The organism is Rhodoplanes tepidamans, assembly GCF_030813915.1.
GTDB classification, from domain to species: domain Bacteria; phylum Pseudomonadota; class Alphaproteobacteria; order Rhizobiales; family Xanthobacteraceae; genus Rhodoplanes; species Rhodoplanes tepidamans.
The window spans coordinates 315,889-330,999 of the sequence record NZ_JAUSUJ010000003.1 but is presented as its reverse complement, the minus strand read 5'-3'; the positions used below and the strand labels follow the sequence as shown (position 1 = coordinate 330,999).

Genomic DNA, 15,111 nt, shown 5'->3' with positions numbered 1-15,111 from the left:
TGCAGAGGAGGCTGTCGTGGCAGAGCGAGCGGGATCCAGGCACGGGGCGCACGCCGCGGCGGCGCTCACGGTCGCGACCTCGGTGATGATCGCGATCCCGATCGCGGTCGTCGCGGCAGCCACGCCGGCGGCGGCGCAGTTGTCGGAGGCGATGAAGCGCTGCATCGAGGTGCAGATCGGCAACGAGAAGTCGCTCGACTGCTTCAATCTGCACTTCAAGAGAGAGGTCGACCGCGTCAACCCGACCCTCAATACGCCGCCGATCGGGCCCGGCTCGACCGACCTGCAGAAGGGAATCGTGAACCTTCCGGCCGTGCAGCAGCAATATGGCCCGAACTTCGGCCGGTCCGTGGTGCCGTTCCGGCCGACCACGACCTTTTCGACACCGATGCGCTGAGACGAGCAGCCGAACGGGACGGCGGCTGCGGCCGCCGCGGCGGGGGACGACGATGATGCACACGCGACGGCTCCGCCGCTCGGCCGTGCCGGCTGTCCTGCTCGGCATCGCGCTGGTCGGCGTCGCGCTGGTCGGCTCGGCGATCGGGATCCCCGGCCGGGCCGGCGGAACCTCGCTGCCGAACGAGGCGGTTCCGAACGAGGCAGTGCCGGCCGTCGCCGCGAATCCGGTGGACCCGCGGGGAGACGAGACGGTCCCGTCCGGCAGCGTGCCGGACCCCGGGACCGCCGACGGGGCGACGGTCCCCGGCGACACGGCGGCTCCCGGCGACACGGCGTCGCTCGAAAACCCGGCGGCGCGTGCCGAGGAGCCGGAGGCGGCGGACGGGCTGATCAGCGCGGACACGATCCTGGCGAGCATCGCCCGGGTCGACGCTGCGGCGTCGGCGGACGAGCCGCCGTCCTCGGTCTACGGGCGGGTGCGGCTGCGCCTGTCGCTGGCGGGCTACGGCGTCGGCGCCGGCATTTATCGTCCGCTGATCGAGGCAGAGGCGCGTCTCGCCGGGATGCCGGCCGAGGTGGCCGAGGCCGTGATGGGCGTCGAGAGCAGCTACAACCCGCGCACCGTCGGTGCCGTCGGCGAGATCGGCCTGATGCAGGTGCTGCCCTCGACGGCGCGCATGATGGGATTCACCGGAACGCTCGAGCAGCTCGCGGTGCCGGAGATCAACATCCATTACGGCGTGCGGTATCTGGCGCAGGCGTGGAGCCTCGCCGGCGGCGATCTCTGCACGGCCGTGATGAAGTATCGGGCCGGCCACGGCGAGCGGCGCTTCTCCTACCGCTCGGTCGACTACTGCCTGAAGGTGCGGGCGCGTCTCGCGGCCCGCGGCCATCCGGTGATCGGCAGCGTGCCGGTCGCCACCTTCGGCGAGCCGGTCGGAGCCTGCGGCACCTGCGGACGGGGCGCCCGCCGCGGCGCCGCCGCCGACTATGCCGAGATCAACGCCCGGCTGGATCGCGCCGTGGCGCGCCTGTCCGGAAAGACCGAGCCGGAGCGGTGACGGCGATCGTCCAGGCGGCTGGGTACGGCCGGGGCAGGGCTCGCCGGTCGAGGCGCCCGGCGACGCCGGGCCGTTACATTAGCTTCGCGCTTCTCCGAATAAGATGGAGGTCGGCCGTCGGCGGCCCGGCTTCTCGGGGGCGCGTGCTTGCATATTCGGACGGTCCTGCGGCACTGGACGGCCGTCGTCGTTCTCGGTCTTTCCCTGGACGTCGCCGGGAGCGTGCCGTCCTGGTCCGGCACGACCGCGGATTCCGGCACGACCGCCGACGAGGCCGCTCGGGCGCTCGGGCGCGAGGTCGTGCTGTCGATTCCGGCGCAGCCGCTCGCCGATGCCCTGACGGCGTTCGCCCGTGCGACCGGGATCGAGATCTTCGTCGAGCACGGTCTCGTCGCCGGGCTGCGTTCGGATGGGATCGCCGGACCGTTCGAGGCCGAGGCGGCGTTGCGCCGGCTGCTGGCCGGAACCGGGCTCGACTATCGCCGGGCCGGGCCGCGGGGCTACACGCTGATCGCCCGACCGGCCGTGGATCTGCCCGCGGACCGGGTGCCGGCGTGGGCGCACGATCCGCGGCAGAGCCGCTTTCTCGCCACCCTGCAAGCGAATCTGCGGGCGGCGCTGTGTGCGCGGCCGGACGCGCTTCCCGGCCGTTACCGCGCCGCCCTGGCGCTCTGGATCGACGCCTCCGGGCGGGTGACCCGGGGGCGCCTGCTGGGGGAGCAGGAGGCGGCGCGCGCCGAGGCGATCCTGGACAGCGTGAAACGGATGCCGGCCGGGCCGCCGCCGCCCGCGGGCCTCGGGCAGCCCGTCGTCCTCGTCGTCCTGCCGCGCCTGCCGGACGAGACCGGCGACTGCGGTCCGCGCGCGGTCGGAGCCCGATGACGATGGCGGGTGCGACGATGGCGGGCGTGCCGGTGCGGGCCACGGTTCGGCGCGCGGGCTCCGCGCCATGACCGAGGGACCGCCCGGGTCGCTGCGGCGCCGTCTGGCCGCGCGCTACGGCGAGCTCAAGCGGCGCCTGTCGCGGCGCCTCGGCTCGGCCGACCTCGCCGGCGACGTCCTGCACGAGACCTATCTGCGCCTCGATCCGAGCAGCGACGTCGCCGCCATCCGGCGGCCCGAGGACTACATCATTCGCGTGGCGCTCAACATCGCCAGCGATCACCGGCGCAGCGACGTCCGGCGCCTGAAATACTCCGAGGTCGAGGCGCTTTATCACCTCGCCGACGCGTCGATCGATCCGGAGCGCCGGACCGCGGCCCGCTCCGAGCTCGCCGCGCTGGGGCGCGCCCTCGAGACGCTGACGGCGCGTCAGCGCGCCATCCTGATCGCCGTCCGGGTGAACCGCACGCCCCATGCCGAGCTGGCTCGCCGCTTCGGAGTTTCCGAACGGATGGTCGTCAAGGATCTGCGGCGCGCCTTGGAGCATTGCGCGGATCAGCTCGAGCGGACCGCGATCACCCGCTTCGGGTCCTGCGGCGCCGACCCGCCCGGGGAACAGGCCGGGAGCAAGGACCGGAGATCGAATGGGCGGTGATCGCGACGAACACGGCGTGCGGCCGGCGGACGAAGCAAGCGAGCGCAGGCGGCAGCTGACGCGTGAGGCCGTGGCCTGGATGGCGCGCGTGTCGTCCGGCGAGGCGACCACGGTCGACGCCGCCGCATTGCGCCGCTGGTGCGAGGAGAGCCCGGAGCATCGCGCGGCGTTCGCCGGCATCGCGCGGGCCTGGGACATGCTCCTGCCGGTGGCGGCCGAGGCCGCGCGTCGGGCGCCCTGTCCGATCGGCCGCGACCGCCCCCCGCGCCTCGCCCGGCGCGCCTTCCTGGGCGGCGCCGCCATGGCCGCGACGACCGGTGCGGCGGTCGCGGTCCTGCACCCGCCGTTGAGCCTGTGGCCGTCCTTGTCGGAGATGCATGCGGACGTCCGCACCGGCCCGGGCGAGCTGCGCGTGATCGACGTCACCGGCGTGTCGGTTCATCTCAACACCCGCAGCAGTGTCGACCTGCAGGCGGACGGCGAGGTCCAGTTGATCGCCGGCGAGATCGTCGTCACGGCCGATCGCGAGACCGGCCGGGCCGTCGTGGCGGTCGGCGACGCCCGCGTCGAGGCCCGGGAGGGGCGGGTCGATGTCCGGCACGACGGCGCCGGAACTTGCGTCGCCTGCCTGGACGGAACCGCCCGGGTGACGCGCCGGTCCGCCCAAATCTCCCTTTCGGGGCGACAGCAGGTCGTTTTCGCGCGGGCCGGCTTCGGCGAGGTGTCGCCGGTCGACCCGACCGTCGTCACGGCATGGCAGCAGGGACAGCTCGTGTTCCGCGGCGAGCCGCTGGCCCGTGTCGTCGACGAGGTGAACCGGTACCGGGCGGGCCGCATCGTCCTGGTGGACGCGGCCCTGGGCCGCCGTCTGGTCGACGCGGTCTTTCACATCGACCGGCTCGACGCGGTGACGATCTATCTCGAGCAGGCCTTCTCGGCCCGCATCACCCGACTTCCCGCCGGCCTGGTCCTGATCGGCTGAGCGGCGGCGTCCCGCCGTCCGCCGGTCGCCGCCCGGCGGCCGAACGATGGCCGCCGGAAATTTTCGCCGGTGCGGTTCCGATGGCGACGCCGTCGCTCGTCGAGGAGGCGGGGAGAGACGACAGGGTCGGGCCTTGCCGGGTCTCCTCGCGTCGTCTCTCGAGATCGCGCCGGATCGCCGCGCCAGGAAGCCGCCATGTCCAACGATCGTCAGCCGTGCCCGCCGTCCGCGACGGGCGGTGCGGGCCCCCGCGGGATCCTGCGGCCGTGCTTCACGAATGCCGGCCGGTCGCGGCGGCCGCTGTTGCTGGCGGGCGTCAGCCTCGCGGCCCTGCTGATCGCCGGCACCCCGGCCGCGGCCGACATGCGGGCCAACCGGTCGTCCTCGAGCGCGACTGCCGCGGCGGCGTCGGCCGCCACCACGGCCGCCCAGGCCGCCCAGGCGGCCGCCGCGCAGGCGATGACCCGGGTGGACGCCTCGCTCCGCAGCATGCGGGCGATCCAGGCGGCGGCGCAGGCGGCCGCCCGGGCTGCGAGCGTCACGGTGCCGAACGGGCTGACCCCGGGGGGCCTGGTGGTCGCGCCGGGGGCCGTGCCGGGCCCGGCCGACGGCGGCAGCGGGCTGTGGCAGGGTGCCAACCTGCCGACCCAGACGACGACGAGCGGGCGCACCCAGGTCGAGGTCGTGCAGACCGAGAAGAAGGCGATCCTCACCTGGGAGAGCTTCAATGTCGGCCGCGAGACCGACCTCTATTTCAACCAGACGGCCGGCGGCGCGGACGTGGCGAACTGGATCGCCCTCAACCGCGTGCTCGATCCCACCGCGGCGCCGAGCCGCATCCTCGGCAGCATCAAGGCCGACGGTCAGGTCTACATCGTCAACCGCAACGGCATCATCTTCGGCGGCTCGAGCCAGGTGAATGTCGGCTCGCTCGTCGTCTCGTCGCTGGCGCTCTCGAACGCGCAGTTCCTCGCCGGCATCAACACGTCGCTCGTCGGCGAGATCGCCGGCAACTCCATCGACCGCCTGCCCACCTTCGGGGAGCTGGCGCAGACGACCGATCCGAGCGCGCCGCCGCCGGCGGCGGCGGGCGACGTGCTGGTCGAGGCCGGTGCCGAGATCGCGAGCGGCCAGCACGGGCTGATCGGGCTGTTCGGCACCAACGTGACGAACCGCGGCACGATCACCACCGACGGCGGCCAGGTTCTGATGGCCGCCGGGGAGCGGATCTTCCTGCTGCCGCACGACGCCGACACGGGCATGATCGGGCTGCGCGCCTACGTCTCGGCGGCGACCGGCTACTACACCGGCTACGTCGACGATGCAGCATATTATGCCGCGCTCGCCGCACGCACCGCCGAGGTCGGCATGGTGGTCCGCAACGACGGCCTGATCACGGCCGACGGCGGCAACGTCACGCTGGTCGGCTCGACCGTGGCGCAGAACGGCATCGTGCGCGCCGTGACCACACTCGAGTCCCCCGGCAGCATCTTCCTCGCCGGCGAGGATTCGGTGCTGTGGAACTACTACGGAACGATCAAGCGGCGCGCCGGCACGGTCGTGTTCGGAGAGGACAGCATTACCCAAGTGGTGGTGGATCGCAGCGGCGAGCTCGGCACCGGCGGCTCCGACGGCAACTCCTCGACCGTGCGGATCGTCGGGCAAACCGTCGAGCTGAAGGGCAAGACGTCGGCGGCGCAACATGAGCTGCAGGGCGCCTACGTGCAGGCCGAGGCCGGCACGATCGACATCGACCTGCGCGGCATCGAACTCGTCTATGCCAATCTGAACGAGGGTTTCCCGGTCTCGCCGAACGAGCCGATGACCGGCACGCGGCTGCTGATGCAGTCCGGCTCCGTCCTCGACGTCGCCGGCGCCAAGGACGTGGTGGTGCCGATGGAGCGCAACTCCGTCGCGGTCGAGGTGCGGGCCAACGAGGTGCGCGACGCGCCCCTGCAGCGCGACGGGATCCTGATCGGCGAGACGGTCCATGTCGACCGCCGCGTCAGCGGAAAACGGGCCGACGGCTCGGTCTGGTACGGCAGCGAGGTCGTCGACGCCAACGACTACATCGCCAACGCGCCGAGCTCGATGGCGGAGCGCGCCGTGGCGGGCGGCAGCGTCACCGTCCACGCCGCCGAGGTGGTGGTCGCGTCGGGCGCCACGATCGACATCTCGGGGGGATCGATCCGCTATCTCGACGGCGTGGTCAGGACGACCCAGCTCACCGGCATCGACGGCAAGCGGTACGATATCGGCAACGCCCCGGCCGACATGATCTACGTGGCGGTCGGGGACGGCAGGGTCGTCTCGCACGGCCGCTGGAGCATCACCGAGACCTGGACGAACTCGTTTCGGCGATCGACATCGTCGGTCGCCGAGAAGGGCTATGTCGAGGGCACCACGGGCGGCTCGCTCTCCGTCTACGCGCCGACCGTGGTGCTCGACGGCACGATCGACGCCCACGCCGTCGCCGGGGAGCGCCAGATCGTGTCGCCGCCGGCGGGCGGCACCCTGAAGATCGGCTCGACCTCGCTCCCGGATTCGAACTTCAACGCCGAGAACGTCTATTTCCGGGCGGCGGCGCCGGCGCTCGCCGACGTCACGGCGACGTCACCGCTGCCGGCCGAGCGGGCCGGAACCGTGGTGCTCTCGACCGACATGCTGAGCGACAGCGGGCTCGCCAAGATCGAGGTGCAGGTTCGCGGCGACGTGACGTTCGATCACGACGTCGATCTGCTGCTTTCCCCCGGCGCCTCGCTGATCGTCGTCTCGGGCGGTGCCGGCCGGTCGGTCGTGGTCGACGGGTCGATCCGCATACCCGGCGGCAGCGTCGGAATCACCGGCACGGGCGCAACGACGCTCCGGGCCGGCACCGTGATCGACGTGAGCGGCCTGTGGACCAACCAGCTCCTCGCCCCGTCCTCCGGGCCGGTGGCGGTCGACGGCGGCACCATCGACCTGGGAGGGGCACTGGTGTTCGAGCCCGGCGTCGTCCTCGACGTCAGCGCCGGGGCGCGTCTGACCTATGGCGGCGACGTCGAGATCGGCACCGCCGGGACCATCCAGCTCGGCGTCACCGATGCCGCAGGCCTCGACCTCGATCTGGTGACATTGCGCGGATACGGCGTCACGTCGGGCGAGGGGGCGCTCGCCTCGACGGGCGGCAAGCTGATCCTGCGGGTTCCGGACGTGGTGGTCGCCGCCGACGGCGGCGCGACCGGCGGTGCCACTTGGCTGGACCCGTCCTTCTTCGAGACCGGCGGCTTCACCACCTATGTCGTGCGTGCCGACACGATCACGATCGCCGACGGGCTGACGCTCGCGCCGGCGCCCCAGACCCGGGTGTTGGACGGAAGCTTCCGCTGGCAGGCATCCGGCGATGTCGCGGCCGTGACGTCGCCGACGACGCCTGCGCCCGAACTGCGCGCCGGCAGCGCGCTGACGTTCCAGGCGGCCGGCGACCTGGTGCTGCCGTCCGGCAGCACCCTCGCGCCCGGCGTCGGCGGCAGCGTCGCGCTGTCGGGCGCGACCGTGACGGTCGCCGGCACCATCGACACGCCGGCCGGGACCGTGACCCTGAGCGGCGACGACGTCACCCTGGCGGCGACGGGCCGCCTCCTGGCGCGGGGCGCGACCCGGATCGTCACCGACGCGCTCGGCCATCGCAGCGGCGAGGTGCTGGCGGGCGGGGAGGTCGACATCCTGGCCGAGGGGTTCGTGGCGCTGGAGGAGGGCTCGCTGATCGACGTGTCAGGTGTCAGCGGCACGATCGACGTGGTCGACGCCGGGGCCGGCGCGCGCCCCGCCTACCGGCCGCTGACCCTTGCCGGCGACGCCGGCGGCATCACCATCACGGCCAGCGGCGGCACGATCGCGGGCACGCTGCGTGGCGAGCCCGGCGGCGCCGGCGCATCGGGCGGCACGCTCAGCATCTCGATGACGGCGAGCGGCGATCCCAGCCTGCCCGCGCCGCGCACGATGCTCGAGCAGTTCCTGCTCATGCTGGAGCCCGGCTGTTACGGCTATGGCGACGGCTCGTGCGACGGGGATTCGCAGGAGGCGATCGGCTTCGACTTCGGGCCGATGTTCCAGGACTTCGGGCTGATCGGCGACGGCACCGACTTCCCCTACATGTCGCTCGTCTTCACCCAGGCGCTGTACGACGCGCTGTCGCCGACCTCGACCGGTGGCATCGTGTTCTCGCAGACCGCCGCGGGTGGCGGCCCGATGGACCTCGCGAGCTACGGCATCACGCCGGAGTTCATCGCGGTCATGGAGTACGGGATCGATTCCTCGTTCGGACAGGTCTTCCGGCCGGTCAGCCCCCTGGTGGTGCGCCCGTCCTCGTTCCAATCGGGCGGCTTCGCGACCATCGCCGCCGCCGGCGCCAACATCGAGCTCGACGGCGTCACGTTGTCCGCCACCCGCTCGATCACCCTGGACGGCGCCCTGATCAACCGCAACGGCACCAGCTCGCGGATCGAAGCGCCATACATCCAGCTCGGCGGGAGCGGCCTGACCGCCGATCCGGCGGCGGCGCTCGCCGGCCAGCTCACGCTCGCCGCGTCGCTGCTCGACGTCGGGCGGGTGGACTTGCGCGGCTGGTCGCAGACCCGCATCGAGACCGACGACCTGCGCATGGCCGGCGCTCCGGTGTCGCGCCTCGACGTCGACGGTGCGCTGGTGATCGTCGCCGGTCAGGTCTATCCCGCCACACAGACGACGGCGACCATCAGGGCCACCGACTCGATCACCATCCTGCCCAACGGTACCCAGCCGCTGCCCCTCTCCGCCGGCGGCACGCTGACGCTGTCGGCACCGGTCATCACCCAGGGCGGCACGCTGCGGGCGCCGTTCGGCCAGATCGTCCTCGACGCGAGCGACACGCTCACGCTCGCGGCGGGAAGCATCACCTCGGTCTCCGGCGCCGGCCTCGTGGTGCCCTACGGCACCATCGTCGATCAGAGCCTCTGGTACGGCGACGATCCCAACAACCCGCTCACCGCCCCGCCCGAGAAGCGGGTGACACTGAAGGCGCCGACCGTGGACATGCAGGCCGGCGCGGTCGTGGACCTGTCGGGCGGCGGCGACCTGCTCGCCTACCAGTTCGTGCCGGGCTCGGGCGGCTCCTCCGACTATCTGACCTACGGCAACGCGGTCGCGATCCTGCCGATCGCGATGGTGTCGGCGAGCGCCGGCCAGGAGATCGTCCATCTCGACGGCGGCAATGGGATCCCGGCCGGTGACTACGTGGTGATGCCGGCCGGCTACGCGCTGCTGCCGGGTGCCTACCGGCTCGAGGTGGTGACCAGCAACGGCCAGCCCGTTTACGACATCGCCGGCTCGGCCCGGTTGCTGGACGGCTCGGTCGTCGTGTCCGGCTACGGCGCGGTCGGGGGCACCGACATCCGCGACCAGCGCCGCACCGCATACAAGGCGGCGGGGCGCGAGACCATCGCGCTGCGGTCCGAGTACGAGATCTGGACCGCGAACGACTACTTCTCGTCCGACACCTTCGTCGAGACGATGCGCCGCCAGCTCGGGCTCGAGGTGACGGCCGTGCCGCGCCTGCCGCGGGACGCCGGCGCGCTGCAGATCCAGGCCACCCTGTCGGCGACGCTCGACGCGACGCTGCTCGGCGCGGCGGTCGACGGCGGCCGCGGCGCGGCGGTCGACATCGCGGCGGACAAGATCGCGGTGGTCGGCGGCATCGACGGCACGGCCTACGCCGCCTCCGGCTATCTGGTCCTCGATTCCTCGGCGCTCTCCGCCCTCGGCGCCGAGAGCATCCTGCTCGGCGGCGTCCGCCGGCAGACCGCGAGCGGGCTGGAGATCGACCCCACGGCGACGGGCGTCGTCGTCGCGACCGACGGCAGCATCGCGAACGCGTTGGCCGCGCCGGAAATCCTGCTCGCCGCGACGGACACGGTCACGATCACGGATGGCAGTCTGGTCGAGGCGCGCGGCACCGTCGGGACCGGCTCCGGCGACATCCTGATCACGCCGGTGGTCGCCGCCGTGATCGACACCCGCGGCACCACCGACCCGTCCGACGACGTGGTCCTGACGCCGGCGCGGGACTACGGCGCGCTGGTGCGGGTCTCGAACGGCGGATCCGTGGGCGTGGTCCGCGACGGCGCCGAGCAGAGCGCGGGCACGCTGGCGATCGGCGCTGCGACCCTGCGCGGCAATGCCGTGACGCTCGACGCGACCCGGACCACCACGGTCGCCGCCGACGCCACCATCGTCGCCGAGGCGCTGGACGTCGCGAGCGGCCGGATCAGCATCGGCGCCCCGACCGGCACGCCCGACGGCCTCGTGCTGTCGGGCGGCTCGCTCGGCGCTCTCGCCGGCGCGCGCGACCTGCGCCTGCGCAGCTACTCGTCGATCGACTTCTACGGCGACGTGACGCTCGGCACCCGCTCGGCCGGCGGCGGCTACGCCCTCGAGACCTTGCGCCTCGACGCCGCGGCCGTCACGGCCGACGCCCGCGTCGACATCGTGGCCGGCGAGGTGGTGTTCGCCAACACCAGCGACGTGACGGCGACGACCGGCGCCGGCACGGCGGGGCAGCTCGCCGTCGTCGCGAAGACCGTGGTGCTCGACGCCGGCGCCAAGGCGTTCGGCGGCATCGGCCGGGTCGAGGTGACGGCCGACACCGCGATCCTCGGGCGGGGCACCGGCTCGGCCGACTTCGGCACCGCCGATCTCGTCTTCTCCGCGCCGGTGCTCACCGCAGAGAGCGGTGCCTCGCAGGAGTGGACGACTGCCGGAACGTTCGATTTCTCCGGCGCGACGAACGGGGCCGGCATCGAGACCCTCGGCGCCCGCCTGGCGATCACGGCGGCGGCGATCCGCCAGGCCGGGCTCGTCGATCTCACCGCCGGCTCGGTGACGCTGCGTGCCACCACGGGCGACGTGGTCCTGGCGTCCGGCTCGGTGACGCGGGCGACCGGGTTCACGCGGACCTTCTTCGACCAGGGGGCCGACATCGCCGGCGGCACCATCAGCCTCGTCGCCGACCACGGCGAGGTGACGGCGCAGGCGGGATCGCTGGTCGACGTCTCCGGCCGCGGGGCGGGGGCCGCTGGAACGCTGAAGATCGCGACGCCGGAGCGCACGCTGCATCTCGACGGCGAGATCCGCGCCGGCCGCGGAGGCGGCTTCGAGCTCGACACCGCTTCGCTCGCGAGCTTCGCCGACCTCGCAGCCGGCCTCGCGGCCGGCGGCTTCGACGGTGCACTGAGCGTCCGGCTGCGCACCGGCGACGTGATCCTCGACGGCACCACCCGGGCGAGCACGTTCTCGCTCTCGACCGACGTCGGCAGCATCACGGTCACCGGCGTCGTCGACGCGAGCGGCAGCGCCGGCGGCACCATCCGGCTCGCCGCCCAGGGCGACCTCACCGTCGCGAGCGGCGCCCGCCTGCTCGCCGACGCGTCCGATGCCGACGAGTCGTCCGGCACCATCGCGCTCGTCGCCGCGACCGGCACCATGGATCTCGCGGCGGGCGCGACCCTCTCGGCGACCGGCGGGCGCGCCGGCGGCGGCGAGATCCACCTGCGCTTCCAGCGGGACGATGCGGCCGGCACGGTGAAGCTGGCGAGCGCGGCCGCCACCATGACGGCGCGCACGATCGTCGCCGAGGCCTATCGCAGTTACGCCACGACCTCGGTCGATGCGTCGCTGCCCGGCGCGCTCGCGGACGCCGCCGCCTTCATGTCGGCCCACGCCGCCACGATCGAGGCGGCGCTCGGCCGCGCCGGCGACGCGACGTTCCACCTCGTCCCCGGCGTCGAGCTGGCATCGACCGGCGACCTGACGCTGACCGCGGCGGTCGACCTGCACGGCGAGCGCACCGGCGGGGAGGCCGGCGTGCTCACGCTGCGCGCCGCCGGCAACTTGGTCCTGAACGGCAGCCTGTCGGACGGCTTCTCCTCGGCCGCAGCGAGCGCCGAGGTGCTCGCCGACACCGCGTCGTGGTCCTACCGCCTGGTCGGGGGGGCCGACCTCGCCGCCGCCGACCCGCTGTCGGTGCAGCCGCTCGGGGCACTGGCCGCCGACACCGGCAGCGTGCGGCTCGGCACCGACGTCCGCGTCCGCACCGGCACCGGCTCGATCGCGGTCGCGGCCGGGCGCGACGTCGTGCTGACCGACCAGACCTCGGTGATCTACAGCGCGGGCGCCAGGGTCGCCGATGCCTCGCTCGGCGGCACCTACACGGGCAACGTCTACGATCCGGTGTTCACGCAGGGCGGCGGCGACGTGTCGGTGACGGCCCAGAACGACGTGGTGACGCTGACGGCGAGCGACCAGATGATCGTCGACTGGCTGTGGCGGGAGGGCGCCTCCGACACCGGCGTTCCCAACGCCGGCGACATCGGCACCGGCGCCTTCACGGAGAACCGCCAGACCGCGTGGTGGATCAGGTTCTCGAACTTCCAGCAGGGCATCGGTGCCCTGGGCGGTGGCGACGTCACGCTGACCGCCGGCCGCGACGTCGTCAACGTCTCGGCCGCGACGCCGACCCAGGGCCGGGTCGGCGGCGGACGCACCGCCAACGAGGCCAAGACCGTCGCGATCACCGGCGGCGGCGACCTGCGCGTGCAGGCCGGCCGCGACATCGTCGGCGGGGCGTACTATGTCGACGGCGGCAGCGGCACCGTGGCGGCGGGCGGCGCCGTCACCTCGAACCGCACCACCAACATCCATTACGACTACAGCCCGGACAGCTACGTCATCGGCGAGGTGGTGCCGATCCGCACCGTGCTGGCGCTCGGCGACGCCGATCTCACGGTCACGGCCGGCGGCTCGATCGACGTGCTGTCGGCCAGCAATCCGACCCTGTGGGCCCAGTCCAAGGATCAGGTCGGGACCGAGTACAACGCCCCCCGCAGCGCGTTCTCGACCTATGGCGAGAGCTCGTCGGTGACGCTGCTGTCGGTCGGCGGTGACGTCGACGTCTCGGTCGACGCCGAGTCGCTGCGGGTCGTGACGCCGGCCTGGTCCAACTACAATTCGGAGAACGGCTCGAGCCGCGCCGGTGCGATGACGGCGTTCGCCTATCTGCCGGCGCGCACCAAGGTGATCGCGGCCGACGGCGATGTCGGCCTGTCGGCCGTCACGATCTATCCGGCCGCCGACGGCAACATCGACATCTGGGCGCGGGGATCGGTCGAGCTGCGCTCGAACATCTATCTGTCGCCGGTCGCGCTCGACTTCATCGGCACCGTCCTGCGCCCGCTCGCGAACGCCCCCTCGGTGACGGCGTTGGTCGGGCTTCCCACCGTCGACGGCGGCGAGCTGTTCGGAACCGTCCGGATCGGGTCGCGCGGTGACTATCGCGACGGGCTGCTGCACGCGGACGACGACGAGCCGAGCCGGATCTACGCCGTCACCGGCGACATCACCAACGGAGATCCCGCGAGCTCCACCTCCATCGTGCCGGCGCATTTCTTCGCCGAGCAGACCTGGTTCCGGGCCGGGCACGACGTCGTCAACCTGCAGGCGCGCATCCAGAACAACCGCGCCTCCGACCTCACGCTGATCGCCGCCGGCCGCGACCTCAATCTCGGCCGCGGCTACATCACGGTGGACGGGCCGGGCTTCGTCCTGGCCGAGGCCGGGCGCGACGTGTTCCTCGGCCGCGGCGGCGGCATCGAGACGGTCGGCAACGGCGAGACGCCGCCGGCCGCGACCGCACCGGCGGGCTCGCCCGTCACTTACCGGAACCCGGACCTGCCCCGCGAGGGCGCCGATCTCACGGTGCTGGCCGGCACGGCGGACGATCCGCGCTACGACGCCTTCGCGGCCGCCTATCTCGACCCGGCCAATGTCTCGGCCATGCCGTCCCATCTGGTGAAGGACGGGCGGCCGCTCTACCTCGACGACCTCGTCGCCTTCATGCGCCAGGTCACGGGCGACGCGACGCTGTCCGAGGCTGCGGCTTTCTCGGCCTTCCAGGATCCGCGCTACGCCGAGCATCGCAAGATTCTCGTCGAGCGCGTGCTCTCCGCCGAGCTGAAGGCAGCGGGCCGCGGTCAGGTCGACGGCCTCGGTCCCGACGGGCTCGGCTACGAGCGCGGCTACGCCGCCATCGCCACCCTGTTTCCCGGTGCCGAGCAGGCCGGCGGCCCCGGCTGGCAGGGCGACGTGATCATGGACGTGTCGGCGATCCGCACCTACCGCGGCGGCGATCTCGACATCGTCGCGCCGGGCGGCATCCTGCAGGTCAGCGCGCTCTCCTCGACCGCGACCGGCGAGCGGAACGGTGTGCTCACCATCAACGGCGGCGACATCCGGATCGTCACCGGCGAGGGCACGATCATCAACAAGTCGCGCGTCCTCACCGCGCGCGGCGGCGACATCACGGTGTGAGCGACCTTCGGCGACATCGACGCCGGCAAGGGCAGGAAGTCGGCCCTCACCACGCCGGCGCGCAGCTATTCGCTCACCGACGACGGCAACATCTCCTACCGGACCAACCCGAGCTTCACCGGCAGCGGCATCTCGACCCAGAAGGGCACCGCCGACGCCCTGCCGTCGGACATCGATCTCTATGCCCCGAACGGCATCATCAATGCCGGCGACGCCGGCATCAGCAGCTCCGGCTTCGTCTATGTCGGGGCGTTGGAGATCCGCGGCGTCGACAACATCTCGTCCTCCGGCGAGATCAAGGGACTGGCGAAGCCGGCTCCGTCGGTCGCCACGCTCGCGGTGGAGACCAAGGACAAGGCGGCGGCGGACGCCGTCAGGGACGCGGCCCAGCAGGCGACCCCGGGCGATCGCCCCTCGGTGATCATCGTCGAGATCCTCGGCTATGGCGGTGGCGGCGACCCGGCGCGCGACGGCGACGAGGACGAGCGCCGCCGCCTCGGTCCGCGGTCCGACGCGGCCGGCGACTCCCTCCAGCCCCGGTACGACACCCGGAGCGCCGTCCAGGTGATCGGCGCCGGGGCGCTGGGCGACGATGAGCGCCGCTACCTCACCCCGGCCGAGCGGCGCAGCCTCGCCGATGCCGGTGCGGAGGAGGGGACGCCCGGAGGGCGGTGACGACGGTCGTGCAGTTCCGATCGGTGCGCCGGGGCGGCGGGTCGAGCCGAGCCCGATCGGCCCCGACGTCATCCGTC

7 protein-coding genes are annotated in these 15,111 nt (G+C 72.9%); all 7 read left to right on the top strand.

The genetic code is table 11. The features are described from left to right. Positions 1 to 16 precede the first annotated feature (16 nt). The 7 genes from J2S22_RS05785 (at position 17) to J2S22_RS05755 (ending at position 15,034) form a co-directional block, all read left to right on the top strand. Positions 17 to 397 carry a hypothetical protein gene (locus J2S22_RS05785; protein ID WP_272777869.1) on the top strand — a complete coding sequence of 127 codons (381 nt, stop codon included), beginning with the start codon at positions 17 to 19 and terminating at the stop codon, positions 395 to 397. Positions 398 to 449: 52 nt separating this feature from the next. Next, a complete protein-coding gene (locus J2S22_RS05780; RefSeq protein ID WP_307155805.1) occupies positions 450 to 1,460 on the top strand; it encodes a lytic transglycosylase domain-containing protein in 1,011 nt (336 codons plus the stop codon). A 222-nt stretch (positions 1,461 to 1,682) separates the two neighbouring features. Next, positions 1,683 to 2,342 carry an STN domain-containing protein gene (locus J2S22_RS05775; protein WP_272777870.1) on the top strand — a complete coding sequence of 220 codons (660 nt, stop codon included), beginning with the start codon at positions 1,683 to 1,685 and terminating at the stop codon, positions 2,340 to 2,342. Positions 2,343 to 2,409: 67 nt separating this feature from the next. Continuing rightward, positions 2,410 to 2,997 (top strand): RNA polymerase sigma factor, encoded by a 588-nt coding sequence (locus tag J2S22_RS05770; protein WP_272777871.1) that lies wholly within the window; start codon positions 2,410 to 2,412, stop codon positions 2,995 to 2,997. Next, positions 2,987 to 3,979: a FecR family protein gene (locus tag J2S22_RS05765; protein WP_272777872.1), complete on the top strand. Its 993-nt coding sequence runs from the start codon at positions 2,987 to 2,989 to the stop codon at positions 3,977 to 3,979. The genes J2S22_RS05770 and J2S22_RS05765 overlap by 11 nt, the downstream gene beginning before the upstream one ends. 195 nt (positions 3,980 to 4,174) lie before the next feature. Then, positions 4,175 to 14,359: a filamentous hemagglutinin N-terminal domain-containing protein gene (locus tag J2S22_RS05760; RefSeq protein ID WP_272777873.1), complete on the top strand. Its 10,185-nt coding sequence runs from the start codon at positions 4,175 to 4,177 to the stop codon at positions 14,357 to 14,359. A 15-nt stretch (positions 14,360 to 14,374) separates the two neighbouring features. Further along, positions 14,375 to 15,034, top strand: coding sequence for a filamentous hemagglutinin family protein (locus J2S22_RS05755; RefSeq protein WP_272777885.1), 660 nt, complete (start codon positions 14,375 to 14,377; stop codon positions 15,032 to 15,034). Positions 15,035 to 15,111 lie beyond the last annotated feature (77 nt).

Excerpts from the sequence above, each read along its gene's own strand:
- J2S22_RS05765 (WP_272777872.1), top strand. The coding sequence starts at position 2,987 with ATGGGCGGTGATCGCGACGAACACGGCGTGCGGCCGGCGGACGAAGCA.
- J2S22_RS05780 (WP_307155805.1), top strand. The coding sequence starts at position 450 with ATGATGCACACGCGACGGCTCCGCCGCTCGGCCGTGCCGGCTGTCCTG.
- J2S22_RS05770 (WP_272777871.1), top strand. The coding sequence starts at position 2,410 with ATGACCGAGGGACCGCCCGGGTCGCTGCGGCGCCGTCTGGCCGCGCGC.
- J2S22_RS05760 (WP_272777873.1), top strand. The coding sequence starts at position 4,175 with ATGTCCAACGATCGTCAGCCGTGCCCGCCGTCCGCGACGGGCGGTGCG.